The organism is Acidovorax sp. SUPP3334, assembly GCF_030159055.1.
Taxonomy (GTDB): domain Bacteria; phylum Pseudomonadota; class Gammaproteobacteria; order Burkholderiales; family Burkholderiaceae_C; genus Paracidovorax.
In genome coordinates this window covers 1-23,703 of sequence record NZ_BQXQ01000025.1, presented here as the reverse complement: position 1 = coordinate 23,703, position 23,703 = coordinate 1, and the positions used below count along the sequence as shown (strand labels likewise).

17 protein-coding genes and 1 pseudogene are annotated in these 23,703 nt (G+C 68.5%); 6 read left to right on the top strand and 12 right to left on the bottom strand.

The window, feature by feature from the left end:
* Positions 1–12 precede the first annotated feature (12 nt).
* From AVHM3334_RS14940 to AVHM3334_RS14900, 9 genes are all read right to left on the bottom strand, one after another.
* The gene (locus tag AVHM3334_RS14940; protein ID WP_284413523.1) at positions 13–1,296 is read right to left on the bottom strand and encodes an efflux RND transporter periplasmic adaptor subunit; all 1,284 of its coding nucleotides are present in this window, start codon (positions 1,294–1,296) and stop codon (positions 13–15) included.
* Positions 1,297–1,619: 323 nt separating this feature from the next.
* Positions 1,620–3,482: a phosphoenolpyruvate carboxykinase (GTP) gene (locus AVHM3334_RS14935; RefSeq protein ID WP_284413521.1), complete on the bottom strand. Its 1,863-nt coding sequence runs from the start codon at positions 3,480–3,482 to the stop codon at positions 1,620–1,622.
* 312 nt (positions 3,483–3,794) lie between these two features.
* Positions 3,795–6,311, bottom strand: coding sequence for a TonB-dependent siderophore receptor (locus tag AVHM3334_RS14930; RefSeq protein ID WP_284413519.1), 2,517 nt, complete (start codon positions 6,309–6,311; stop codon positions 3,795–3,797).
* 101 nt (positions 6,312–6,412) lie between these two features.
* A complete protein-coding gene (locus AVHM3334_RS14925; protein WP_284413517.1) occupies positions 6,413–7,396 on the bottom strand; it encodes a FecR domain-containing protein in 984 nt (327 codons plus the stop codon).
* A complete protein-coding gene (locus AVHM3334_RS14920; RefSeq protein WP_284413514.1) occupies positions 7,393–7,905 on the bottom strand; it encodes a sigma-70 family RNA polymerase sigma factor in 513 nt (170 codons plus the stop codon). The genes AVHM3334_RS14925 and AVHM3334_RS14920 overlap by 4 nt, the downstream gene beginning before the upstream one ends.
* A gap of 84 nt (positions 7,906–7,989) precedes the next feature.
* Positions 7,990–8,694 (bottom strand): 7-cyano-7-deazaguanine synthase QueC, encoded by a 705-nt coding sequence (queC, locus tag AVHM3334_RS14915; RefSeq protein ID WP_284413512.1) that lies wholly within the window; start codon positions 8,692–8,694, stop codon positions 7,990–7,992.
* A gap of 76 nt (positions 8,695–8,770) precedes the next feature.
* Entirely contained in the window at positions 8,771–8,926 is a 156-nt protein-coding gene (locus tag AVHM3334_RS14910; protein ID WP_272549895.1) for a hypothetical protein, read from the bottom strand.
* 80 nt (positions 8,927–9,006) lie between these two features.
* Entirely contained in the window at positions 9,007–10,608 is a 1,602-nt protein-coding gene (locus tag AVHM3334_RS14905) for an OpgD/OpgG family glucan biosynthesis protein (protein ID WP_284413510.1), read from the bottom strand.
* A 129-nt stretch (positions 10,609–10,737) separates the two neighbouring features.
* Positions 10,738–11,946 (bottom strand): threonine ammonia-lyase, encoded by a 1,209-nt coding sequence (locus AVHM3334_RS14900; RefSeq protein WP_284413601.1) that lies wholly within the window; start codon positions 11,944–11,946, stop codon positions 10,738–10,740.
* Between the two features lie 173 nt (positions 11,947–12,119).
* Between AVHM3334_RS14900 and AVHM3334_RS14895 the strand changes: the two genes are divergently transcribed.
* Positions 12,120–13,883 (top strand): NEL-type E3 ubiquitin ligase domain-containing protein, encoded by a 1,764-nt coding sequence (locus tag AVHM3334_RS14895; RefSeq protein WP_284413508.1) that lies wholly within the window; start codon positions 12,120–12,122, stop codon positions 13,881–13,883.
* Positions 13,884–14,068: 185 nt separating this feature from the next.
* Here the strand turns inward: AVHM3334_RS14895 and AVHM3334_RS14890 are convergent, their stop codons facing one another.
* From AVHM3334_RS14890 to AVHM3334_RS14880, 3 genes are all read right to left on the bottom strand, one after another.
* On the bottom strand, positions 14,069–17,764 hold the full coding sequence (locus tag AVHM3334_RS14890) for a hypothetical protein (protein WP_284413506.1): 3,696 nt from the start codon (positions 17,762–17,764) through the stop codon (positions 14,069–14,071).
* A gap of 313 nt (positions 17,765–18,077) precedes the next feature.
* Positions 18,078–18,743 carry a LysR substrate-binding domain-containing protein gene (locus tag AVHM3334_RS14885; protein ID WP_284413599.1) on the bottom strand — a complete coding sequence of 222 codons (666 nt, stop codon included), beginning with the start codon at positions 18,741–18,743 and terminating at the stop codon, positions 18,078–18,080.
* 12 nt (positions 18,744–18,755) lie between these two features.
* Positions 18,756–19,214, bottom strand: a complete 459-nt coding sequence (locus tag AVHM3334_RS14880; protein ID WP_284413504.1) for a LysR family transcriptional regulator — start codon at positions 19,212–19,214, stop codon at positions 18,756–18,758.
* A 277-nt stretch (positions 19,215–19,491) separates the two neighbouring features.
* Here AVHM3334_RS14880 and gtdA point away from each other — a divergent pair.
* From gtdA to AVHM3334_RS14855, 5 genes and pseudogenes are all read left to right on the top strand, one after another.
* A pseudogene (gtdA, locus tag AVHM3334_RS14875) lies at positions 19,492–20,479 on the top strand (gentisate 1,2-dioxygenase).
* A 48-nt stretch (positions 20,480–20,527) separates the two neighbouring features.
* Positions 20,528–21,226, top strand: coding sequence for a fumarylacetoacetate hydrolase family protein (locus AVHM3334_RS14870; RefSeq protein WP_284413503.1), 699 nt, complete (start codon positions 20,528–20,530; stop codon positions 21,224–21,226).
* A 16-nt stretch (positions 21,227–21,242) separates the two neighbouring features.
* Entirely contained in the window at positions 21,243–21,884 is a 642-nt protein-coding gene (gene maiA / locus AVHM3334_RS14865; protein ID WP_284413597.1) for a maleylacetoacetate isomerase, read from the top strand.
* Between the two features lie 87 nt (positions 21,885–21,971).
* Complete coding sequence (locus AVHM3334_RS14860) at positions 21,972–23,297, top strand: MFS transporter (protein ID WP_284413501.1); 1,326 nt, start codon at positions 21,972–21,974, stop codon at positions 23,295–23,297.
* Between the two features lie 79 nt (positions 23,298–23,376).
* Positions 23,377–23,526 (top strand): hypothetical protein, encoded by a 150-nt coding sequence (locus AVHM3334_RS14855; protein WP_284413499.1) that lies wholly within the window; start codon positions 23,377–23,379, stop codon positions 23,524–23,526.
* Positions 23,527–23,703 lie beyond the last annotated feature (177 nt).

The following is a 23,703-nucleotide window of genomic DNA, read 5'->3' as shown; positions in this document are numbered from 1 at the left end:
GGGCGCTGGCCGTCAGCGCGCAGCGCTGGCCGTGGCAATGGCGGCGGATGCCGCTGGCACGGCGCCGGAGGCTGCGGCGGCCTGGGAGCGGGCCCGCTGCTGAAGCTGCAGCGCCGTCTGCGGTGGTTCGCCATCCACCACCTGGGCCACGTCGATGCCGTCGCGCAGGCGGTCCAGGCCTTCCAGCACCACGGCTTCGCCCTCGGCCAGCCCCTGGGTCACTGCCATGCGTTCGCCATCGCTGGCCCCAAGGGCCACGCGGCGCAGCACGGCCTTGCCGTCCCGCACCGTGTATACGTAAGGGCCCTGGCTACCGTGCTGAACGGCATCGGCCGGTACCACCAGTGCGTTGTCGAGCGTGCGCACCTTCAGCCGCACGTTGACGAACTGGTTGGGAAAGAGCGCGTCGTCGGCATTGTCGAACTGCGCCTTGAGCCGCAGCGTGCCGGTGGCGGTGTCGATCTGATTGTCCAGCGTCGTCAAGCGGCCCGTCGCCAGCATTGCTGACTCGGCCCGGTCCCACGCCTGCACCACCAACGGCCGGTTGCCGCGCGCATGCGCCCGTACGGCCGGCAACTGGATTTCGGGAATGGCGAACACCACCGTGATCGGGCGTGTCTGGGTGATGGACACCAAGCCCTGCGCGTCGGCCGTCGCCACCAGGTTGCCGGCATCGATCCGCCGCATGCCCAGGCGGCCGGCCACCGGGGCTTCGATGCGGGTGTAAGACAGCTGCAACCGCGCCTCTTCGACCTGTGCGCGCACCGTCGCCAGACTGCCGCGCAATTGGGCCACGAGGGCTTCCTGGGTTTCCAGTTGCTGCCGCGCAATCGAGTCCTGCTGCAGCAGCGTTCGGTAGCGCGCCACGTCACGCTCCGCGCTGCGCAGTTGCGCCTGCATCTGCTCCTGCAGGCCTTCGGCTTGTGCCAGCTTCACACGGAATGGGGCAGGGTCGATCTCTGCCAGCACCTGGCCGCGCCGCACTTCCTGGCCCTCGTCGAACAGCACGCGGGCCAGTTGGCCGTCCACACGGCTGCGCACGGTCACGCTCTGCAGTGCGGTCACCGTCCCGATGGCCTTGATCTGTTCATCCATGGCTTGGCGCTGAACCCCGGCGAGGCGGACCGGAATGGGGCCGGTCCAGGGGCTGGGTCCGGACTCTTGCAGTGCGGGCTGGCGCAATAGGAAATACCACGCCAGCCAGGCGAGCAGCAGCACAAGCACGCCGCCCAGCAGCCGGAGCCAGAGACGGCGTGTGGACGCCGCCGGCATCCGCTCAGAAACCATTTCAACCATGTCAGGCCCGTCGAGGGGAGAAAGTGCCAGCGCCGCAGGCCCAGGAAGCCGGTGCGCAACCCGGCAGGCCGGAAGGTGCAACGGCGGTTTTCAGGCCCCGAGGCGATGGGGCGCTGGAGAAGTGTGCCGCGCGATACCCGCATTGGGTTGGCAGCTTGCGAATTTAGCCGAAAGAAGAGACCAAATGATAATGACTTTTAATTGGAAGGTGATCTTCGGCCAGCAAAAAGCGCCCAGGCCGCGGAGCGGGCTGGGCGCTTGGAGGCGGATCACGGTGAGGTGGCCTCTCGCCACCCTCACCACCCTCACCACCGGGCGATGGATCAGCCGGCGAGGCGCTTTTCCAGTGCGGCCTTGGTGTCGAGCAATGCGGACGGCAGGTGATAGGCCAGTTGATCGAAGTGGGCCGTATGCAGCTTCAGTTCTTCGGCCCACGCAGCTTGGTCGATCCGAGTGACCGTATCGAACTGCGCAGGCGTGAATTCAATGCCCGTCCAGTTGATCTCGCCGTACTGCGGCGCGGTGCCGATCGGCGTGTCCTGGCCGGTGGCCTGGCCTTCGATGCGGTCGATCATCCACTTGAGTACGCGCATGTTGTCGCCGTAGCCCGGCCAGACGAACTTGCCGTCGTCGCCCTTGCGGAACCAGTTCGTGGTGTAGATCTTCGGTTGCTGTGCGCCGGCAGCCGCGATTTTCTCGCCCATGTTCAGCCAGTGCTGGAAATAGTCGCTCATGTTGTAGCCCATGAAGGGCAGCATGGCGAAGGGATCGCGGCGCACCACGCCCTGCTGGCCGGCGGCGGCGGCGGTGGTCTCGGAGCCCATCGTGGCGGCCATGTAGACGCCTTCCGTCCAGTTGCGGGCTTCGGTCACCAGCGGCACGGTGGTGGAACGGCGGCCGCCGAAGATGAACGCATCGATCTTCACGCCCTTCGGGTCGTCCCAGGCTTCGTCGAGCGCCGGGTTGTTGGTGGCGGCCACGGTGAAGCGGGCGTTGGGGTGGGCAGCCTTTGCACCGGTTTCCTTGGCGATCTGGGGCGTCCAGTCCTTGCCTTGCCAGTCGATCAGGTGATCGGGCAGCTTGCCGGTGTCCTTTTCCATGCCTTCCCACCACACGTCGCCGTCATCGGTCAGCGCGACGTTCGTGAAGATCACGTCCTTGTCCAGGCTGGCCATGCAGTTGGGGTTGGTGTGGTAGTTGGTGCCGGGGGCCACGCCGAAGTAGCCGGCTTCCGGGTTGATGGCGCGCAGGCTGCCGTCGGCCTGGGGCTTGATCCAGGCGATGTCGTCGCCGATGGTCGTGACCTTCCAGCCATCGAAGGCCTTGGGCGGCACCAGCATCGAGAAGTTCGTCTTGCCGCAGGCGCTCGGGAAGGCCGCTGCCACGTGGTACTTTTTGCCCTGCGGATTGGAAACACCCAGGATCAGCATGTGCTCTGCCAGCCAGCCCTGGTCGCGGCCCATGGTGGAGGCGATGCGCAACGCGAAGCATTTCTTGCCCAGCAGCGCATTGCCGCCGTAGCCCGAGCCATACGACCAGATCTCGCGCGTTTCGGGGTAGTGCACGATGTACTTTGTCTTGTTGCAAGGCCAGGACACGTCCTTCTGGCCGGCCTGAAGCGGTGCTCCCACCGTGTGCACGCAGGGCACGAAGTCGCCTTCCACGCCCAGCACGTCGTACACGGCACGGCCCATGCGCGTCATGATCTTCATGTTGACGGCCACATAGGGGCTGTCGGACAGCTCGATGCCCACATGGGCGATGGGCGAACCCAGCGGGCCCATGCTGAAAGGCACCACGTACATGGTACGGCCCTTCATGCAGCCGTCGAACAGGGGCTGCAGGGTGGCGCGCATCTCGGCCGGTGCCATCCAGTTGTTGGTCGGGCCGGCATCTTCCTTGTTGCCGGAGCAGATGTAGGTGCGGTCTTCCACGCGGGCCACATCGGTGGGGTCGGACCAGGCCAGGTAGCTGCCCGGGCGCTTGGCGGGATTGAGTTTCTGGAAGGTGCCGGCATCGACCAGTTGCTCGCAGAGGCGGTCGTATTCTTCCTTGGAGCCGTCGCACCAGTAGATGGCGTCGGGCTTGCAGAGAACCGCCATGTCGGCCACCCAGGCGAGCAGGCGGGCGTTTTTGACGTATGCGGGAGCCTGGAGATCCAGGCCTTGCATGGTGGGTGCGTTCATGGGGAGCTTCCTGAAGTTGAAAAACGGTTTTTTCAAAGGAAGCGGCCGGTGAGCGGCACGACGTCTGGGCCTGCGCATGGGTCTTCTGAGCGCTGCCTTTGAAAAAACGGCTTGATGCTCAGTCGGCGGGCGGGATTGCGGGGCATGAAGACCGCAGGGTCCGCGGGTCGGCTGGGATGACGATTTTATGAATCCCGCCCGCCCGTGTCTGTCAGACAATGGGTAAATCCATGCAAAAAAAACATGGGGTTATGTTGCCGGCGCCGTGGCGCCGGCCTTTGGAGCGCTGAAACCAGCGCTCCTGCGCCCTGCCTACCAGCTGTAGCGGGCCGTCAGGTAAACGGTTCGGCGCTCGCCGTAGTAGCAACCCGCCGACGCCAGGCACGACGCCACGTATTGCTTGTCCGCCAGATTGGCCACGTTCAGGGCCAGCCGCACGCCTTTCAACGCAGGCTGCAAGCGGCCCAGATCCCAGCGCACTGCCGCATCGATCAGCGTGACGCCCGGGACGCGGTACACATTAGCCGCATCGCCGAAAGTGGCGCCCGTATGGCGCACGCCAGCGCCGAGCGAAAGGCCGGCGAAAGCGTCGTTTTGCAGCGCGTAGTCCAGCCACAGTGCCGCCTGCTGCTGCGGCACGAAGGCGAAGCGGTTGCCCTGAAGGCTCGCACCGGCGGCGTTCGGATTGGCGCGGGTGACGCGGCTGTCGGTGTATGCGTACGACGCCACGGCCTCCAGGCCACGGGCCACCGGGCCGCGTGCTTCCAGTTCCAGCCCACGCACACGGACTTCGCCGGTCTGTTCGTTGAACGAGCGGCTCAGCGGGTCGGGCGTGAGCACGTTCTGCTGCGTGAGCTGGTAGATGGCCGCGGTGAACAAGGCCTTCGAGCCAGGCGGCTGGTACTTCAAGCCCACCTCGATCTGTTTGCCAGTGGTGGGGTCGAACACTGCGCCGAGCCGATCGGTGCCGGCGGCCGGCTGGAACGAGGTCGAATAGCTCACATAAGGGACAACGCCGCCATCCAGCGTGTACATGAGCGCGGCGCGCCCTGTGAATTGCCCGTCGTCCTGATCGGCGGCAACGGTGCGGCCCGTGGCGGTGGTGAGCGTCCGGGTGGCCGTGTCGGCGCGGTCATAGCGGCCGGCGAAGACACCGGTCCAGCGTTCCCATTGCACCTGGTCCTGCAGATACGCGCCGAGCTGCCGGCGTGTTTGATCGATGTGGGTGCCGACCGAGGGGATCGCGCCGCTGTCGCGGCCGTACACCGGCTGGTAGGCATTGAACGGCGTGGCGAGCACGCGCAGGTTGCTTTCGTCGTAAGTGGCTTTTTCGTCCGAGAAGTCCACTCCGGCCAGAACGGTGTGGGCCACCGAGCCGCTGCGGAAATCGAACTGCGCCTGCGTATCGACGGTCAGCAGTTCGGCCTGTTCCGGGAAGGCCCAGGCGTAGCGTGCCAGCGCCGACGGGTTGCAGGCGCCTTGGCAGAACGCCTGGATGCGGCGTGTTTCTGCCGTGACCTTGCCGTAGCGCAGGTTCTGCCGCAGCGTGGTTCGGTCGTTCAACCGGTGCTCTGCCTCGTACCCGATGAAGCGCTGCCGGTTCTGGTAACGGTCGAAGCCCGGCTCTCCGACGAAGGCCCGGGTCGGCAAAGCGGCATAGCGGCTGGTGTCCAGCGTGCCGGCAGCGGGCAGGGCGGGTGCACCGCCGCCGCCGGGCGAATCGAGCGACTGCCATTGGCCCAGCAAAGTGATCTGCGTGGCGTCGCTGGGGCGGAAAGACAGCGATGGCGCCAGGTAAGTCTTTTTCTCGGACACATGGTCGAACGAGGTGTCGGCCTCGCGGCGCAGCCCGACCAGGCGATAGCTCCAGACGCCCTCCTGATCCAGTGCCCCGCCGATGTCGATGGCCGCCTGCTTGCGGTGGTGGCTGCCTGCCTGCAGTTCGATGTCGCGCACCGGCTCCCCGGTTGGCCGCTTGCTGACCATGTTGATCAGTCCGCCCGGCGCGGTCTGCCCATACAGCACCGACGATGGGCCCTTCACCACTTCGGTCCGCTCCAGGCCCCATGGCTCGATGCGGGGCTGTGAATAGCCACGGGCGCCGAAAGGCAGCCGAAGATTGTCCAGATAGCGCGCCGGAGGCGTGAAGCCGCGCAGGGTGAACCAGTCGTAGCGCAGGTCGGTGTTGCCATACTGGGCCACGATGCCCGGCGTGTAGCGCAGGCTTTCGACGAGGGTGGTGGCGCCCAGGGCCTCCATCTGGCCGCGGGTGACGACCGAAACGGACTGCGGCGTTTCCAGCAGCGAGGTGCCGGTCTTGGTTCCCCCGGTGGCGCTCTGGGCCACGAAACCCTTGCCGGGTCCCTTGCTGGACTCTTGTGCCGCACTGGCCGTGACGGTCACCGGAGCCAGCATGCCGGTGCGCTGGCCGGTCACGCGCACTTCGGACATCGTCTGGGCGGCAGCGCCCGGCAGCAGGGTATAGATTCCGTCCGGGCCGCGCACGGCCTGCAGGCCGGTGCCGGCCAAGGCTGCCGCGAGACCGTCGCTCACGCTCAGTCGGCCGCGCACTCCAGGGCTGGGAACCCCCGAGGTCATGGCGGCATTGGCCGACAGCAGAATGCCGGCCTGGCCCGCGAACTGGCTCAACACGGTGCCCAGGGGCCCGGCTGCGATGGCGTATTCCCGCGCGGCGGCCATCGTGCCCTGCGCCTGAGCGGGGAGGGCGGCTGCGGCTGCCATCGCAGCCGGCAGTGCCATGAGTGCGGCGCGCAGCGCGTTGGCAGACGCCGCGCCGCGAAAAGGCAGGAGCGGCGAACGAGAGGTCAAGGAAAGGTGCGCAGGCATGGTGGCTATCGGGTCCGTGAAGTGGTCGGCATCCGGTATGCCAATCCGCTCCTCCGAAAAGGGAACCCCGGACCGAAAATTTTTCAGCGAGGCGCAGGGCGCGCTTCCACCACGGTCCACCAGGGCAGCGGTCGTCGCACCTGGATCGGCAAGCTCGCCTGCAAGGCCGCCAGGATGAGGCTGGTGTCCGACAGCGGGTAGGCGCCCACGATCCGAAGGTCCGCCACTTCGGGCGCGCACGCCAGATGCCCGCGCCGGTAGCGCCCCAGTTCGGCGATGAAGTCGCCCAACCGCATTCCATCGGCCACCAGCATGCCTTGCTGCCAATCAACGGCGTAGCTGGCCGCATCGGTGGCGTCCTCCACGCCGTCGCGCCCCAGGCGCACCTGCCGCCCCGCCTGCACGACGCGTGGCTCGGCCCCGCCCTCGGGGCGCACCTGCACGGCCCCTTCGAAAACCGCCACCCGGACGGCGCCGCCGTCTTCGTGCCGCACTGCAAAGCGGGTGCCGAGTGCCGTCAATCGTCCGGCGGCGACGTCCACCACCAGGCGCCGGGGCGGCTGGTGTGCGTCGTGGCCGGAGGTGATGAGCAACTCGCCCTGGTGCAGCACGATGCGGCGCAGCGTGGCGGAATAGTCCACGTCAACGGCGGTCGCCGTGTTGAGCCGCAGCTCGCTGCCATCGGCCAGGGTGAAGGCGCGCTGCTCGCCGGTGTCCGTGCGGTAGGCGGCGGTCCATCCTTGCCAGGGCGCATGGCGCGTCACCGTCCATCCTGCCAAACCCGCTGCCGGTGCCAGCACCAGGGCGCGCAGCATGGTCCGCCGCTGGCGCGAAACGGCCGGCCGAACCTCGAGCACCTGGCGCACCATCGGGCGGGCCACCCCGGAAAAATCGCCGGCCACTGTCTCCACCCGCTGCCATGCCGCCTGCTGGCGCGGCCCTGTGTCGAGCCAGCGCTGCCACTGCCGCCGTTCCGCTTCGGTCACCCGGTCGCTCTGGAGAACGGCGAACCAGTCTGCGGCCTGTTGCAGATCCTCGAAAGCCGGCTGCTCGGCGACGCCGCTCATTGCCCGGCCAGCAGAAGGCACTGCAGCATGGCCTGCGCCATGTACTTCTTCACCATCCGCTCCGAAACGCCGAGTTGCTGCCCGATCTGCGCATAGGCCATTCCATCGATCTGCGACAGCAGAAACGCGCTGCGGGCCTTCGGGTTCAGACGGTCGAGCATGGCGTCGATGCGGCACAAGGCCTCCACGGCGAGGGCGTGTTCTTCGGCGGAAGGGGCTTGCGGCTCGGGCTGGGCTGCCAGCACTTCGGCCCATGCGCGTTCGATGTCGAGCCTGCGCCAATGGTTGACGACCACCCCATGCGCCAACGTGCGAAGGAAAGCCTGCGGCTCCCGCAGCGCCGCGACATCGCGCGACGCCATGAGCCTCAGGAAGGTGTCATGCGCAAGGTCCGCGGCCTGCGAGGCATTGCCCAGCCGCCGGCGGAGCCAGCCCAGCAGCCAGCCATGGTGCGAGCGATAGATGGTTTCGACGGCAGCGGCGGCCAAGGGGTGCAAAGAGGCTGACATGGAGGGGGCCGCCGAACGAGCAAATCACGTGGATGGGAATTGTTCTCATTCTAAACATGCCGGTCGCCCAGCAGCCGCCAGCCGCTACCGGTAGCCTGCCTTCCACCGTTCGTACCCGGTGCGGCGCAGTTCGCAGGCCGGGCAGGTCCCGCAGCCATAGCCCCAGGCATGCAGGGTGTCGCGCACGCCGTGGTAGCAGGTGTGCGAGCGCTGCACGATCAGGTCCACCAGCGCATCGCCGCCCAGTTGGCGCGCCATCTCCCAGGTGGCGGCCTTGTCGATCCACATGAGGGGCGTGTCGAACGTGAAGCGCTGCCCCATGCCCAGCGACACGGCCACCTGCAGGGCCTTGAGCGTGTCGTCCCGGCAGTCGGGGTAGCCGGAAAAATCGGTCTCGCACATGCCGCCCACCAGCGTGTGCAGCCCTCGCCGGTAGCCCACCGCGGCGGCGAGCTGGAAGAACAACAGGTTGCGGCCCGGCACGAAGGTGTTGGGCAGCCCGGCCTCGGTCATCTGGATGGCGGTGTCGCGGGTCAGCGCGGTATCGCTGATCTGGCCCAGCACCGCGAGATCGACCATGTGGTCTTCACCCAGCCGGTCGGCCCACTGCGGAAACCCGGCGCGCACGCCGGCCAGCACGTCCTGGCGTGCCTGCAGTTCCACATGGTGGCGCTGGCCATAGTCGAAGCCGATGGTTTCCACCCGCTCGAAGTGGGTCAGCGCCCAGGCCAGGCAAGTGGTGGAGTCCTGTCCACCGGAAAAAAGGACCAGGGCATGGCCGGCTCTCATGGGTTCATCCTTCAAAGGAGGGGGGCGTAAAAAAGCCCCGCGGCGCGGGGCTCTGCGAAGGGAGTGTGCCGGGCGATCAGGCCATGTAGATGGCGATGAAGGCCAGCAGGAACATCAGCACGCCGCCGACGACGGGCAGCACGATGGGCATCAGTGGCACCACGGCCTCCACGCCATCGGGGGCATGGTGGTGTTCGCCGACATGCGGGGTGGTGGTCGTGTCGTGGGCCATGGAGTCTCCTGGTAGCTGCCTGAAAGTTACGCAATTCTAGCGGCAGCCGCCGCGCGGCCGCCACAGGGTTTCGACGGGTATCAGACCAGCTTGCGATCGGCCGGCGCAGGCGGCACCCACTGGTACAGCCAGGTTTCGGTGATCGGCTCCTTGCCCACCCGCAGGTACATGCGGATGGTGATGGGCGCCGTGCTGTCGTCCTCGGGCCGGATGTCGAACATCGCGCGCCAGCCGTTGACTGCATCGAGCGGGCGGGCCGAGGTGATCTCGACCTTGCCCCGGCTCACCGTGATGACCGGCTCGACCTTGGCATCGCGGCCCAGCGCCGCGAGGTTTTCGCCCGCGAAGTCCACGGCAAAGCGCCACGAGAAGTACTTGCGCGGCTGGCCCACGACGCCGCCCAGCCCCGTGCGCGTTGCCACGCAACTGGCGAGCGCCGGCTTGGCCGGCGGATGCGCGCCCCAGTACAGGCGGTACCCCACGAGCAGTTCCTCGCCCGGCTGCGGCTTGCGCTCGGGGTTCCAGAACGCCACGATGTTGTCGAAGGTCTCGTCGATCGTCGGAATCTCCACGAGCTGGATCGAGCCCGCACCCCAGTCGGCCTTGGGCTCCACCCACAGCGAAGGGCGGCGCTCGTAGAACACGCCATCGTCCTGGTAGTGGTCGAAGTTGCGGTCGCGCTGCAGCAGGCCGAACCCGCGCGGGTTCTGGTCGGCAAAGGCGTTGAACTGCAGGTTCGGCGGGTTGGTGAGCGGGCGCCAGACCCACTCTCCGTTGCCGCGCCACATGGACAGGCCATCGGAATCGTGGATTTCCGGTCGCCAGTCGTTGGCCATGCGGTGGTCGTTTTCGCCGTGCTGGAACATGCTGGTGCAGGGGGCGATGCCGATGCGCTCGATTTCCTTGCGCGGGTACAGCGCCGCGTCGATTTCCATCACTTGCGTGTCGCCGGGGGTGATGGCGAAGCGGTATGCGCCGGCCACGCTGGGGGAGTCGAGCAGGGCGAGCACGACCACCGTGTTGGAGCCCGGCGCGGGGCGCTCCAGGTAGAACGCCGTGAAATCGGGAAACTCTTCCGGCCGCTGCATGCCGGTGTCGATGGCCAGACCGCGCGCCGACAGGCCGTATTGCCACTCGCCCCCCACGGCGCGGAAATAGCTGGCGCCCAGGAAGGCCGCGACGTCCCGCACCGGATCGGTGTGGAAGTTCAGGCGAAAGCCCGCAAAGCCCAGGTCCGCAGGCAGGTCGCCGGCCTTCAGGCCGCTCTTGCCGTAATCGAACATGGCCGGGTCGTAGGCCAGTTCCTGGGCCTGGCCGTCGGCCAGTTCGTACATGTGCACGGGCTTCTTGAAGAACAGGCCCAGGTGGAAGAACTTGGCTTGAAACCGCAGTTTCTCGTCGGCCCACAGCGAGTGGTCCGGCCGGAACTGCATCGACTGGTACTGGTCCCAGTCGAGCGAAGTGACCGAGGTGGGCAAAGTGCCCTGGTACGGGGCATAGGCCTTGCCGGCAAGGGCGCGCGCCTGGCCTTTGAGGGCGGCGAAGTCAAAAGGCTGCGGCTTGCCCAACGGCTTGAGCTTGGCGAAGGCCTGGGTCCAGTTCAGGCCGAGGGTGCCGGCGGAAGCCAGGGCGGCACCTCGGCCGAGGGTGCGCAGGAAATGGCGTCGTTTTGGTTGCTGCATGGGCCCGCAGTGTGCCGAAAACCGTGCGCCATCCCATGCAACGTCCTGTGTTTGGCAGGGAATTTCCGCAAAAAACCGCTTTTCTCCTACAAAAAACCGGTTGCTGCGGGCCGACGCCGATGGCCGCCGTCAAATCAGGTCGGCCTCCATGTGGGCGGCGCGCAATTGCTCCAGAACCTGCTGCACATGCGCCTTGCCGCGTGTCTGCAGCACCAGTTCGATCTCCACGTTCTGGGCCGCCAGCATGGTGAAAGCCCGCTGGTGGTGTACCTCTTCGATGTTGGCGCCGGCTTCGGCCACGGTGGCGGTGATGCGGGCGAGCACCCCTGGAATGTCGCGCGCGCTGACCTTGATGCGAGCCAGCCGCCCGGAGCGCACCATGCCGCGCTCGATGATGGCCGCCAGCAGCAGCGGGTCGATGTTGCCCCCGCACAGCACCAGGCCGACCTTCTTGCCGCGAAAGCGCTCGGGATAGCGCACCAGGGCCGCCAGCCCTGCGGCGCCCGCACCCTCGACCAGCGTCTTCTCGATCTCCAGCAGCATGAGCACCGCTTGCTCGATGTCGCCCTCCTGCACCAGCACCAGATCGTCCACCAGCCGCGCTATCACCTCCCGCGTGATCGTGCCCGGCGTGCCCACGGCAATGCCTTCGGCGATGGTCGATGTGCCCTGCGGATGCTGCGTGCCCTTGATGGCATTCACCATGGCCGGAAAGCGGGCGGTCTGCACGCCCACGATCTCGATGCCGGGGCGGATCGCCTTCGCCCCCGTCGCCACGCCGGAGATCAGGCCGCCACCGCCCACGGCGATGATCAGCGTGTCCAGGTCCGGCACGGCCTGCAGCATTTCCAGGCCCAGCGTGCCCTGGCCGGCCGCCACGGCTTCGTCGTCGTAGGGGTGCACGAAGGTCAGGCCCCGCTCCTCGGCCAGTGCATAGGCGTGGGCGCGGGATTCTTCCAGCGTGTCGCCGTGCAGCACCACCTCGGCGCCGAAGCCGCGCGTGCGCTCCACCTTCACGCCGGGCGTGAAGCGCGGCATCACGATCACGGCGTGCAGGCCCAGGCGCTGCGCGTGGTAGGCCACGCCCTGGGCATGGTTGCCGGCGCTCATGGCGATCACGCCGCGCTGCTGCTCTTCGGGCGACAACTGGCTGAGCTTGTTGCAGGCGCCGCGCTCCTTGAAGGAGGCGGTGAACTGCAGGTTCTCGAACTTGAGGAACACCTGCGCGCCCACGATCTGCGAGAGCGTCTTGGATTCCACGCAGGGCGTGTCGAGCACATGGCCGCGCAGGCGAACGGCGGCATCCTGGATGTTTTGGAGCGTGAGCATGGGCGCCATTGTGGCCTGTGCCGAACCGTGCGCCGCCATGGGTGGTGCGGGCAGCGCGGTTCGCTTGCAGCGCGCGCTCTTCGGAGTGGTGGGCGTACCGGCCCTGGGCCCGGTGCATCATGCTGGTGTTATTCACTTCGCAATGCGCCATGCCCTTGTCCGGCCCTGTTCGTGCGCCGTCCATGCCTGCCGCGCTGCCGCCGCAGAGGCCGGCCGATCACTCGGCCGCACCCGTCGGCTCGGCCACCAACGCGCCGGCGAGGCAAACGCTCGGATCGCTGTGGAGACGGCCCCCGGAGGCCTTGGCGGCGCGCGCCCCTTCGGCGCCGGGAATGACCGCCGACACGCTGGCATCCGCCGCCCCCGCACGGCGCACGCTGGGGGAGATGCTGAGAATCCTGCCCACGCCCACAGAAGGGGCCGCGCAGGATGCGCCGGCAACGGCCGGGCCGCCCGCCGGGCCGCCCGCGCCAGGCGCAACCGCCGAGGCGCCGGCCCTGTCCTTGCCGGCATGGGAGGACTGGCTGCAAGCGTCTCCCAGCGCCCGATATCTGCATGCCAAGGCCCTGGCGCCCGAGCAGCGCCAGCTTCTCGCGCAAACCCTGGAGGCGCGCTGGCGCCAGGGCCCCGATCTGCCGGCGCCATCCCAGGAAATGGGGCTGTGGATGTCGGTCCTGAAGGCGCAACTGCGGGCCCGCCAGGAGAGCCGCCATGGTGCGGGCCTTCTGGCCCAGGCCGGCGAGCGGGCTTTGTCCCTGCTGCGGGCCTGCGTTCCGGTGGACGGCATGGCCGTGGCCCCCGACGGCGAGATCCCCATGCGGGGCCCCGAGTACCGCGCCGCCTTCAACCACCTCCTGCGGGTGATCGGTGACGAATCGCTGTCGCAACCCCTGCGCGATGCCGCCGAAGGTGCATTGCAGGCCCATTGCGATAGCGAATCCACGCTCACGCCGGACCATGCCGCACGGCTGTCCCGCGAGGGAATCGCTGCCCTCGCGGAGCGGGGCTACCGGGCCATCGGAGCCGGGGCCCTGCACCAATCCGTGCCGTCCCGGCTTGCATCGCAACTGCGCGAATCCTTCTCGCTCTGGCTGGAAGCCCAGGAGGCCTTCGATGGCGAAGAAAATGCCCCCGCGTTCGCCCGCTTGCTGGAGCGGAGGCTGCCATCCACGCTGGCGCTGGAGAACGCGCACGGGCCGGGCGCCACCCTCCTGCACGAGGGTGCGCAGGTGATTCGGGCCATCGCTGGCGACGGCCGGCTCCGGGCGCTGGTTCTGGCCATGGCCGAGAACGCGCTCGGGTCGTGCGGCGACAACGTGGCCGAAGGCTTTTCCGCCATCGTTCTCATGGTGCGCAACCACCAGATGGCCCACGCGGTGCGCGAGGGCCGGATCGACGCGGCGGGGCTGGACGGCTGGGCGCGGCAGCAGTTTCGGCTGGGAACGCTGGAGACGGCCGTGCACCACTTCATCCTGCAGGCGCTGGAGACGCCCGGTGTTCCCGAGGACATGGAGCGACAGCTCCGCAGCGAGCCGCTGGAGACCATGCTGCATGCCAAGGTCAGCCTGAAAGCCTTGCTGGCGCTGCCGGACAGCGTGCCCTCTGAAATGACCTATGCCGGGCAAAGCGTCCTGACGCCCGGCGACCTCTCGGCGCTGGCTGCGGGCGTGATGGACGCCGAAAGCGACGGGCGCCCACTCACGGCCTACCTGCTGTCCAACGAAACCTGGCGCGTCGGCATGCGGCACTTGCACCGCGAGCCGTTCGCCCGCCTCGATGCGGCGTTCGAGGAAGACCCCTTCCATGACCGCGACCTTCCGCGCGATGGCGATGCCCATGTGCAGGAGCGCGTGGCCTACAACGAGGCCGCCGCCGACTTCATGCACCGCCGGCGCGCTGCCGAAGACGCGTTGCTGCTGCAGCGCTGGGGTGGCGTGCCGGTGTGAGCGTTCTACCCGGCATGGGCGCCGGGACGGCCACGAGCGCGCCATGGGCCATCGCGGCATGCCCCTGACCTGTTTTCAAGCAGAAACAGCGGTATGCCGGTATTTTGTATGCCTGTATTGCTATTGAATTTATAGCAATTTCGGCGTTGCGATGGCGATGCCCATCCGCTGATCCGCAGGCACCCTCAGCGCCTGCGGCGTGGGCGTGTCTTCTGCGAGGCGGTGGCCGGCGCCGTGCTGGACGACGCCGCAGCGGCCGGGGCCAGTGCCTGGGGCAAAACGCCGATCCGCGCCTCCAAGACCTTTAACTGCTGCACGCAGGCCAGCGAGGCCGTGAGCATTTTCCGAACCAGATGCGTATTGCTCTCATGCTTCACCGTGTCGAGGGCAAATTTGTTTTGTTCGGACAGCATGCTCTGGAGCATGTTGACTAACTCGATGCATCCCGTCAGCTCCGACGCCGTGCGCTGCGGTTGGTCCGGGCCCAGGAACCTTCCCAGCCAGTCGATCGCCATCTGGGCCTGAACGATGGCGTTTTCGAATTTGCCCCGCCATATCAGCATGCTGAATGCGACAATGAGATTGTCTTTTTGCTCGTTCGCGATGTCGGCATAGCCCGGGCGCTGGGCTTCCACATCCAGCCGTTGCGCCAGTTGCTCCATGCTGTCGTCGATCTTCTGGACCGCCCGCCCGTACCGGTTGTTGATGGTCATCAGGCCGTCCTTGACTTCGCGGTGCCTGTTGGCCTTCCGCGCGTGGATGCCGATCACCATCTTGCGGCACTCCAGAAGCTCGGCCAGACCCTCCAGGCTCCGCTGCATCAGCGTCACCAGCCGTTCGCTCTGGCGCACGTTCGCGCCGTCGATGGCGGCCGACTGGCGGTCGCTGCGCGATTGCAGGCGCATGCTGGCTTCCAGGTAGTCGCCCAGGGCCTCGGTCGCGCCCTGCTGATAGGACTTTGCGGCTTCGGCGAATCGCCGGGCCACGCGGTGCCGTTCGCCCGGGGACGCCTGGGCGATGGCCTGCGATGCCTCGTGAAAGAGAGGCAGCAGGCTGGAGACCACCCGGGCCGAGTAGGCCGTCTCGCTGAGCTCGCTGCGAGAAGACTGATGGTTCTGCACCATTTCCCGCAGCGCACCGTGCGGGATCTTGGTCAGCAGGCTGGCGCGCAGGTGGGCGGCACGCTGCGCGATGGCTGCCGCTTCTTCTGCCATGGCCAGATCCTCTGCAGGCGTTGGCGGCGCGGGCGATGCCTCGGCCATCTCCACCTTGCCTTCGTCCGTGACCTGGAAAGGCAGATCGAAAGCCAGTTCATGCGTTGCCAGGAGCCGATCGCTGAGTTGCCACGTCGCCGCGGAAAGGGCTTCGTCGCTGGCCTCGCACAGTGCTTCGATCGCTTTCATGTCGTGAAGCACTGCGGCGCCGATGGCATCGGTGCGAAGATCATCGCACCAGAGCGCCCACTGCTGCAATGGCGCTTTCAATTCGGAGCGCGCGGCTTCCCGCGCTTGCTTGGCTGCGGTTTCCAGCAGGGCGGCGCGTGCCAGGGCCTGGGCGGGTTCGTCCAGCGGCATGCGCAGCGCTTCCCCGGCCGTGGACAGGGTTTGGAAAGCCTTGGCGAAAAGCGCAAGGCCCTCGTGTTCCTGCGGGGGCACCCTTGCCAGGAAGGCTTGGAGTGCGCCGTGGAAATCGCGGGCGGCGGCCAGGGCCTGGTGGGCCAGGGACTGCGCCGCGGCGTGGTCCGGCCCGTCCTCGGACGCGCCCGACAGCATCGCCGCCCCGGTCCGCCAGATGCTCGCGAACGCCTGGTACACGGCGGAGCTGGCGGTCTCGCGCACGGCCGTGCCGGCGGCGGTGATGCGTGCTTGCAGCGCTCCGATGACGGCGCTGGATTCATGGCGCTGCGCCTCGCTCCACGGGGCGATGTGCCGGTCGAGCGCGCTTTGCGCTTCCTGCGCGGCGCGAAGGCCCCGGTCCAGCGGCTCGAAAACGTCGCTGTGGCGCTGCCATGAATGGGCTGGCGCGGACTGCGCATCGGCGGCAGGCGGCGGCCGGTTTTCCAACGCCGAGAGCACCGGCTCCATGGCCGCATGCAGGGCCCCTTCGCGCTGCGTGCTTAACCGGCTGGCGGCTTGCAGCTCCATGGCCGCAGCGGTGTCCAGCGCGTCCTTGGCGGCAGCGCCGCAGAGGTCGGCCAACAGATGCATGGACGGCGCGAGTTCCCCTTGGGCCGCCTGCCGCGCCCGTTGCTCGGCCAGTTGCAGGCGCGCCGCGTGTTGCTGCGCTTCGGCCAGCGTCCCGGGCACCTGGGCCATGTCCTCGCAGGCCTGGGCGACGGCGGTGCATACCTGACGGCACTGTTCCAGCGACAGGGGGGCGAGGCGGGGGTGCAGCCCCGATGACTGCAGCTGCGCCAGTGCGCTACGCGCTGCCGCGGCCAGGTCCGGCAATGCCGCCCGGGCCGTGGCCTGAGAGGCACCGGCCTCGCTGCGCACCTTCTGCAGCACGCTGGTTCCTTGCTCGATCAGGTGGCCGAGCGACTGGTGCAGGGCTGCGCGTGCCCGTGTCGATGCCTGGCTCTGGGCGGTAGCGATACGGGTTTGCAGGCCATCGATCGCCTCCCGGGAGGCCTCGCGGTGTTCAGGGCTCCATTGCGCGGCATGGCTCTGGAGCCTGCGGCCGGCATCGTCCGCGCTCCGCAGGGCGAGGCTCAGGTCGCCGAACACCTCCAACGCGTGCAGCCAGGGCGCCTGCGGTGCGGTGTCCTGCCGCGCCGTGGCGCGGTCTTGCAGCCCTTGCACGCTGTTCAGCAAAGGGGCCACGGCCTGGTGCAGCGCGGCTTCGCGCCGCAGGGCGGCCCGGTGTTCCTGGGCCGGGGGGCTGGTCAGGGCCCTGGCCATTTCTGCCGCTTCGGCCGTCGATCCATCGCAGGGGTGGCCCCAGGCCGCCAGCAAGTCCCGCGCGGCTCCTTCCAGCGTGGCGCAGGACTGCGCATAGTGCGTCAGCCAGGCCTCTTCGATGGCTTCGGGCTGGCTGGCACGGCTTCCCGGCGGTGCGAACTGCGACGGCGTGCCCTTCAGCTTGCCGCTGGGGTCGATCGCGTTCAAAAGCGCCTTCATCGACGGGCCGATGCCCGCCAACGCCTGGCGAAGCGCCGCGTCGATATCGGCCATACCGCTGGGCAGGCCGTCCCTGGGTTCGTGCTCGCGCAGGGCGCAAGCCTCGCGCAGGCGGTCCGCGGCCTCGTTGTGGTGGCGGGCCTTGCCAGCGGCGCCCGCGTAGGGAAATTGCCGCAGCAGCAGGAGGCCGCCCAGGGTCTTTTCCTGCGCGCGCACCCGGCAGGCCAGCGCCTGCAGCGGCATCAGTTGCTCGTCGAGAAAATCACTGCCTGCGTGCGGCAGCAGCAGGTCGCGGGCAGACAGCGCGGCCTGGTGGTTCTGCACCGCGGCCTTCCAGGCGTTCGCGGCCGTCTCCAGGCGCCGGAGGATCTGCTTGGCCTCCATGAAGCCGTTGGTTCGATGGTCGTACGTGGGCTGCAGGGCACTGGAGATGTCCTCGCCCGTGGGCAGCGGGCTGCTTTGCGCCGCTTGCCGGGCCGCTTGCAGGGCTTGCGCCACCATGGCGTTCAAATCCTGGGGCGTGCGCGCTCGCGCCATGGCCTGCGTGATGTCGGCGGTCCGGGCCTGGCGCGCAGCCTGGATCGCGCTGTCGTCCACGATGACGTCAAAGCTCGCCTCGGAGTCCGAATCCGACTGCGACTCCCAATCCGAATCCGTCGTGATGTCTGCATTGCCCACCGCCCCTTCGGCCTGGTGGCGCATCAAGGCTTGCAGCCGCTCGCTGGAGCTGGAGGCGCCGAGCCCGGCAGGTCGCGGCGCCATCGGTGTGCCCGGTGGCGGTGGGGTTGCCGAGCGGGCGGGCAGGGCGCCATGCCGAAGCCGGGGCGACGGCGAGCGCGAAGGCGTACGGCTCGGCGCCTCTGGTGCTGCCGGTTCGCCGGCAACGGTCGATCGCGCTTCGGCAAGAGTGGGTCGTGTGGAGATGGGGAGCATGGGGCGTTTTGCTTGCGCACGCGTGGCGTGGGGGCCAACGGCTGGCCGTGGCTGCTGCCGCCGCATGGTGCGACGGTGCCTGCCGCGCGCCATGCGGCCGTGCGAAGCCCTGCGCCCTGGTGCGAAGGCACCGCGGGCCGGATCACGCCGGAAACGCGCGCTCCAGAATCGCCCCGATGTCCACCGCGCGGGGGTCGATGGCCCCTGCGACGCGGCCTGCGCCGCCGTCCTCCAGGCGGGTGGCCGCAAAGGCGTCCGCCACCGCGTGCGGCGCATGGCGGCGCAGCAGGCAGGCCTGTGCCACCAGCACCAGGTGTTGCACGAGCCGGCGGCCCAGGGGCTCCAGTTGTTCGGGCGGGAGGGCCAGCAGGTCTCGGAGCGGCCGAAGCGCGGGGAGGATGCGCGGCTCGCCGGCGGCGGCATCGGCGAAGTCCTGCAGCAGCGCCGCGGCGGCCTCGGGCTCGCGCGCCAGGGCGCGCAGCACGTCCAGCGCGCCCATGTGCGAAAAGCGCAGCGCCGCGTGGTGCGAGGCCATGCCGATCATGTCGCTGTGGCCCAGCAGCGTGAGGTTGAGCGTGACGGAGTTGGACTCCACGCTGCCCTGCGGCAGCGCGTGCCCGGCCGCAGCCAGCGCACCCTCCAGCGCATTGCGGATCGGCGTGCCGCGCGGCCACACCAGCCAACGGTAGGCCATGAGATCGCCCCAGTCCAATGCGCGCTCCTGCCGCAGCAGCGGGTGCTGCGGGCGCGCCACCAGGTGGATGGGCTCCATGTACAGCATTTCGGTGTGGATGTGCGTGTCGTGCAGCTCGGGCGCGGATCAGCCCACCACCACGTCCAGCTCGCCATGGGCCAGTTGCTGCATGGGTACGTTCATGTTGCTTTCGGCCAGCCGGATCTGGGCGCGCGGCAGCCACTCCAGCAGGCGCAGCACGGCCATGCGCAGCACGTCGGAGGCCGAAGCGCCCGAGGTGCCCACCGCCACCAGCCCGCTGCCGCCCTCGCGCAGGGCGTGCATGTCGTCGCGCGCACTGTCCAGGTGGGCCTCGATGCACCGGGCGTGGGCGATCAGCGCCTCGCCCTGTGGCGTGGGCTTGAGCCCGCGCGCGTGGCGCTCGAACAGCACCATGCCCAGGTCATCCTCCAGCTCCTTGAGCCACTTGGAGAGCGCGGGCTGCGCGGTGTGCAGCAACTGCGCCGACTGGCTCATGTTGCCCGTCTGCGCCAGGCTCAAAAGCATTTGCAGCTGGCGCAGGCGCAGCCGGTGGGTCCAGTCCATGGAGGGCGTGTCGTGGGTGAAGGTATATCCAAAAGATTATGGATGAGACCAATGAATGATCTTACGGACTATCGGAGGGTTCGAATAATCGGCCCATCGGCCCGGCTGCGGCGCCCTTCCAAGTGCCGCGTGCATGGCTTGCGGCAGACAAAAAGGAGACAACCGCATGGACACGCCCACCCTGGCCCCGCCCGCCCCCGCCCCCGCCCCCGCATCCGCATCCGCATCCGCATCCGCCGAGCGGCAGGCCTACTACGACCACATCGCCCGCCACAGCATGGCCCCGCTCTGGGAGTCGCTGCACAGCCTGGTGCCGCGCGAGCCCCGCCCGCAGGCCGTGCCGGCCTTCTGGAAATACGAAGACGTGCGCCCGCTGGTCATGCAGGCCGGCGACGTCATCAGCGCCGAGGAGGCGGTGCGCCGCGTGCTCATCCTGGAAAACCCCGGCCTGCCCGGCCGCGCCAGCATCACCTCCACGCTGTATGCGGGGCTGCAGCTCATCCTGCCCGGCGAGGTGGCGCCCAGCGCCACCGGCACACGCAGTCGGCGCTGCGCTTCATCGTGGAAGGGCAGGGTGCCTACACGGCCGTCAACGGCGAGCGCACCACCATGCACCCGGGCGACTTCATCATCACGCCTTCGTGGACCTGGCACGACCACGGCAACCCCGCAGTGGCGGACGGCGGCGAGCCCGTGGTCTGGCTCGACGGGCTCGACATCCCCCTCATCGGCCACCTGGATGCCGGCTTTGCGGAGAACTACCCCGAAGCGGTGCAGCCCGTGAGCCGGGCCGAGGGGCACAGCTTCGCCGCCTTCGGCCACAACATGGTGCCGGTGCGCCACCGCGCGGCGGAGGGTTCCACCTCGCCCCTCTTCAGCTACCCCTACGAGCGCAGCCGCGAGGCGCTGGACCAGCTGTTCCGCCAGGGCGAGCTGGACGCCTGGCACGGCGTCAAGCTGCGCTACGTGAACCCCGCCACCGGTGGGGGGCCATGCCCACCATGGCCACGTTCATGCAGTTCCTGCCGGCGGGCTTTCAGGGCCGCACCTACCGCGGCACCGATGCGACCGTGTTCAGCGTGGTCGAGGGCCAGGGCACGGCGCGCATCGGCGAGCGCACCTTCCAGTTCGGCCCGCGCGACACCTTCGTCGCACCTTCGTGGGCGCCCGTGCAACTGGCCGCGACGCAGGACGCGGTGCTGTTCAGCTATTCCGACCGCCCGGTGCAGGCCGCCCTGGGCCTGCTGCGCGAAGAGCGCCTGTGAGCCGCCGCGCATTCTGAATCTTCGTTCCCCGTTTTGAAAGACACCTCCATGGCCCTCGTGTTTCCCGCTCCTCCCTCCGTTGCCGTGCCCGTTGCCGGCAGCGGCGATGCCTTCGCCGTGCGCCGCGTTTACTGCGTGGGCCGCAACTACGCGGCCCACGCCCGCGAGATGGGGTTCGATCCCGACCGCGAGCCGCCCTTCTTCTTTTGCAAGCCGGCCGATGCCGTGGTCCCCGTGGCCCATTGCGAGACGCTGCGCTTGCCGTATCCGCCCCGCACCGACAACTTCCACTACGAGGCCGAGCTGGTGGTCGCCATCGGCAAAGCGGGCAGCGACATCGCCCGCGAGAACGCGCTGGAACATGCCTGGGGCTATGCCGTGGGCCTGGACATGACGCGCCGCGACCGGCAGATGGAAATGCGCCAGATGGGCCGGCCCTGGGAGATCGGCAAGGCCTTCGATGCCTCCGCGCCCATCGGCCCCATCCACCGCGCCAGCGACGTGGGCCACTTCGCGCAGGCCGGCATCTGGCTCACCGTGAACGGCGCGGACCGCCAGCGCAGCGACGTGTCGCACCTGATCTGGTCGGTGGCCGAAACCATCGCCGACCTCTCCACCTGGTTCCGCCTGGAGCCTGGCGACCTCATCTACACCGGCACCCCCGAAGGCGTGGGCCCGGTGGTGCGCGGCGACCGCATGGTGGTGGGCGTGGAACGCCTGGGCGAGCTGCGGGTGGACGTGGTCTGACGCCATGGAACCCGCCATGCAGCTCTACAGCTTCTTCAACAGCTCCACCTCGTACCGGGTGCGCATCGCGCTCGCCCTCAAAGGGCTGCCCGCCGACTACCACGGGGTGAACATCCGCAACGGCGAGCACCGCGCGCCGGGCTACGCGGCGCTGAATCCATCGCGGGCCGTCCCCCTGCTGGTGGACGGCGACTTCGCCCTGGGCCAGTCGATGGCCATCCTCGATTACCTGGACCAGCGCCACCCCGAGCCGCGCCTGATCCCGCTGGAGCCCCGGCTGCGCGCGCGCGTGCTGGAGCTGGCCCATGCCATCGCCTGCGACATGCACCCCGTCAACAACCTGCGCATCCTGAAATACCTGCAGGGGCCGCTGGGCCTGAGCGCGGCGCAGAAGGACGCCTGGTACGCCCACTGGGCGGCCGAGGGCTTCGAGGCCTTGGAAGGGCTGCTGGCGCTGCATGGCGGCGGCGGGCCGTGGTGCTTCGGCAGCCAGCCCACCGCCGCCGACGTGTGCCTGGTGCCGCAGGTGGCCAACGCGCTGCGCGCGGGCTGCGCCCTCGATGCCTACCCCCGTGTGATGGCCGTGCGCGCGCACGCGCAGCAGCACCCCGCCTTCATCGCGGCCCGGCCGCAGGAGCAGCCCGACCACCAACCCTGATCGCCACCGCCTGAGATCCGCCGGCCGGGCGCCTGACCCGGCACGGACGGGCCGGGCATCCATCCCCCGAAAACGGAGAGAGACACCATGAACCCATCCCTGGCCGCCGGCATTCCGGCGGCGGACCGCGCCGCCTTCGGGCCGCTGCAGTTGCGCGTGACGCTGCTGTGCGCCATCGTCGCCATGCTCGACGGCTTCGATACCCAGTCCATCGCCTACGTGGCCCCGCGCATCGCCGAGGGCTGGGGGCTCAAGCCCTCGGAGTTCGGGCCCATCTTCGCGGCCGGCCTCTTCGGCCTCATGGCCGGCGCCTTCCTGCCCAGCCCCGCCGCCGACCGCTGGGGCCGCAAGAAGATCATCCTGCTGTCCACCTTCATCTTCGGCCTCTTCGCGCTGCTCACGGCCTGGGCCACCAGCATGAACGAGCTGCTGGCCTACCGCTTCATCACCGGCGTGGGCCTGGGCGCGGCCATGCCCAACATCATCGCCCTCACGAGCGAATACGCGCCGCAGCGCCTGCGCGCCACGCTGGTCACGGTGATGTTCTGCGGCTTTCCGCTCGGCTCCACGCTGGGCGGGCTGCTCTCCAGCTGGCTCATCGCGCACTTCGACTGGTATGCCGTGTTCGTGCTGGGCGGGGTGCTGCCCCTGCTGGTGCTGCCGGTGCTGGCCGCGCTGCTGCCCGAATCGCTGCGCTACCTGGCCGCCAGCGGCGCCGCGCCCGCGCGCTACGAGCCCATCGTCAAAAGCGCCTACCCCGGCGAAGACGCGGCCACCGTGATGGCCGGCCTGCGCGGCGAGGCGGCCGGCGTGCAGGCGGGCTTTTCGGTGTTCGAACTGTTCCGCCACGGCCGCCTACACACCACCGTGCTGCTGTGGCTGGCGTTCTTCATGAACCTGCTGGTCATGTACTTCCTGGTCAACTGGCTGCCCACGCTGCTCAAAAGCGCCGGCCTGCCGCTGGAAAAGGCCATTCTCTCCACCGCCATGCTCAACCTGGGCGGCGTGGTCGGCGCGCTCGCGCTGGGCCGGCTCATCGACCGCTTCAGCGCCTACACCGTGCTGGGCGCGGCCTACGCCGCATCGGCCGGCTTCATCGCGCTGATCGCCTTCAGCGGGCAGAACCTCACGTGCCTGCTGGCCGGCGCCGCGCTCTCAGGCTTCGGCGTGGTGGGCGCGCAGATCGGCTGCAACGCGCTGGCCGCCGCCATCTACCCCACCCACATCCGCGCCACCGGCGTGGGCTGGGCGCTGGGCGTGGGCCGCATCGGCGCCATCGTCGGGCCGCTGGCAGGCGGCGCCCTGCTGGCCGCGGCCTGGACGCCCGCATCCATCATCCTGGTGGCCGCCGTGCCCGCGGTGCTGGCGGCTGTGGCGGTGCTGCTGCTCGGGCGTGTGCGCAGGGGGGCGTGAGCCAGGTATCAATTCAATTGAAAACGGCCTGCAGCGCTTATGTACCAATCACTGTGGTATCAAAAAGCATAGCAATTGGTTGAGGACAATCGTCGAATGGCAGGCCATGGAATGTGGCATCCGTACATGGACCACCGATGCCGCCCCTGCCGCGCAGCGGGCGGACTACTGGGTCGGCGCGGGCTGCGACTGCTTTCTCAACATGGAGGTGGAGCCCGTTCAGCGCTAGGTGTGATGTCTCAATAGGTTGTTCACCCGAATGGGTCTGGGAAACTGGAGTTACTCATAAGTCAGTAACTTAGAGAACACTCTCTTGCGCAGAGCGGCGATCGGTGCTTTCATTGACGGCATGAAAAGAGACGGACGCACCCTGGCCCACAATGTGTTGGAAGAAATGCGCATGCTG

Bases quoted from the DNA above. Each gene is read 5' to 3' on its own strand.
- AVHM3334_RS14940 (WP_284413523.1), bottom strand. From the start codon at position 1,296: ATGGTTGAAATGGTTTCTGAGCGGATGCCGGCGGCGTCCACACGCCGT.
- AVHM3334_RS14935 (WP_284413521.1), bottom strand. From the start codon at position 3,482: ATGAACGCACCCACCATGCAAGGCCTGGATCTCCAGGCTCCCGCATAC.
- AVHM3334_RS14925 (WP_284413517.1), bottom strand. From the start codon at position 7,396: ATGAGCGGCGTCGCCGAGCAGCCGGCTTTCGAGGATCTGCAACAGGCC.
- AVHM3334_RS14920 (WP_284413514.1), bottom strand. From the start codon at position 7,905: ATGTCAGCCTCTTTGCACCCCTTGGCCGCCGCTGCCGTCGAAACCATC.
- queC (WP_284413512.1), bottom strand. From the start codon at position 8,694: ATGAGAGCCGGCCATGCCCTGGTCCTTTTTTCCGGTGGACAGGACTCC.
- AVHM3334_RS14910 (WP_272549895.1), bottom strand. From the start codon at position 8,926: ATGGCCCACGACACGACCACCACCCCGCATGTCGGCGAACACCACCAT.
- AVHM3334_RS14905 (WP_284413510.1), bottom strand. From the start codon at position 10,608: ATGCAGCAACCAAAACGACGCCATTTCCTGCGCACCCTCGGCCGAGGT.
- AVHM3334_RS14900 (WP_284413601.1), bottom strand. From the start codon at position 11,946: ATGGCGCCCATGCTCACGCTCCAAAACATCCAGGATGCCGCCGTTCGC.
- AVHM3334_RS14895 (WP_284413508.1), top strand. From the start codon at position 12,120: ATGCCTGCCGCGCTGCCGCCGCAGAGGCCGGCCGATCACTCGGCCGCA.
- AVHM3334_RS14890 (WP_284413506.1), bottom strand. From the start codon at position 17,764: ATGGCGCCGCGACCTGCCGGGCTCGGCGCCTCCAGCTCCAGCGAGCGG.
- AVHM3334_RS14880 (WP_284413504.1), bottom strand. From the start codon at position 19,214: ATGGACTGGACCCACCGGCTGCGCCTGCGCCAGCTGCAAATGCTTTTG.
- AVHM3334_RS14870 (WP_284413503.1), top strand. From the start codon at position 20,528: ATGGCCCTCGTGTTTCCCGCTCCTCCCTCCGTTGCCGTGCCCGTTGCC.
- maiA (WP_284413597.1), top strand. From the start codon at position 21,243: ATGCAGCTCTACAGCTTCTTCAACAGCTCCACCTCGTACCGGGTGCGC.
- AVHM3334_RS14860 (WP_284413501.1), top strand. From the start codon at position 21,972: ATGAACCCATCCCTGGCCGCCGGCATTCCGGCGGCGGACCGCGCCGCC.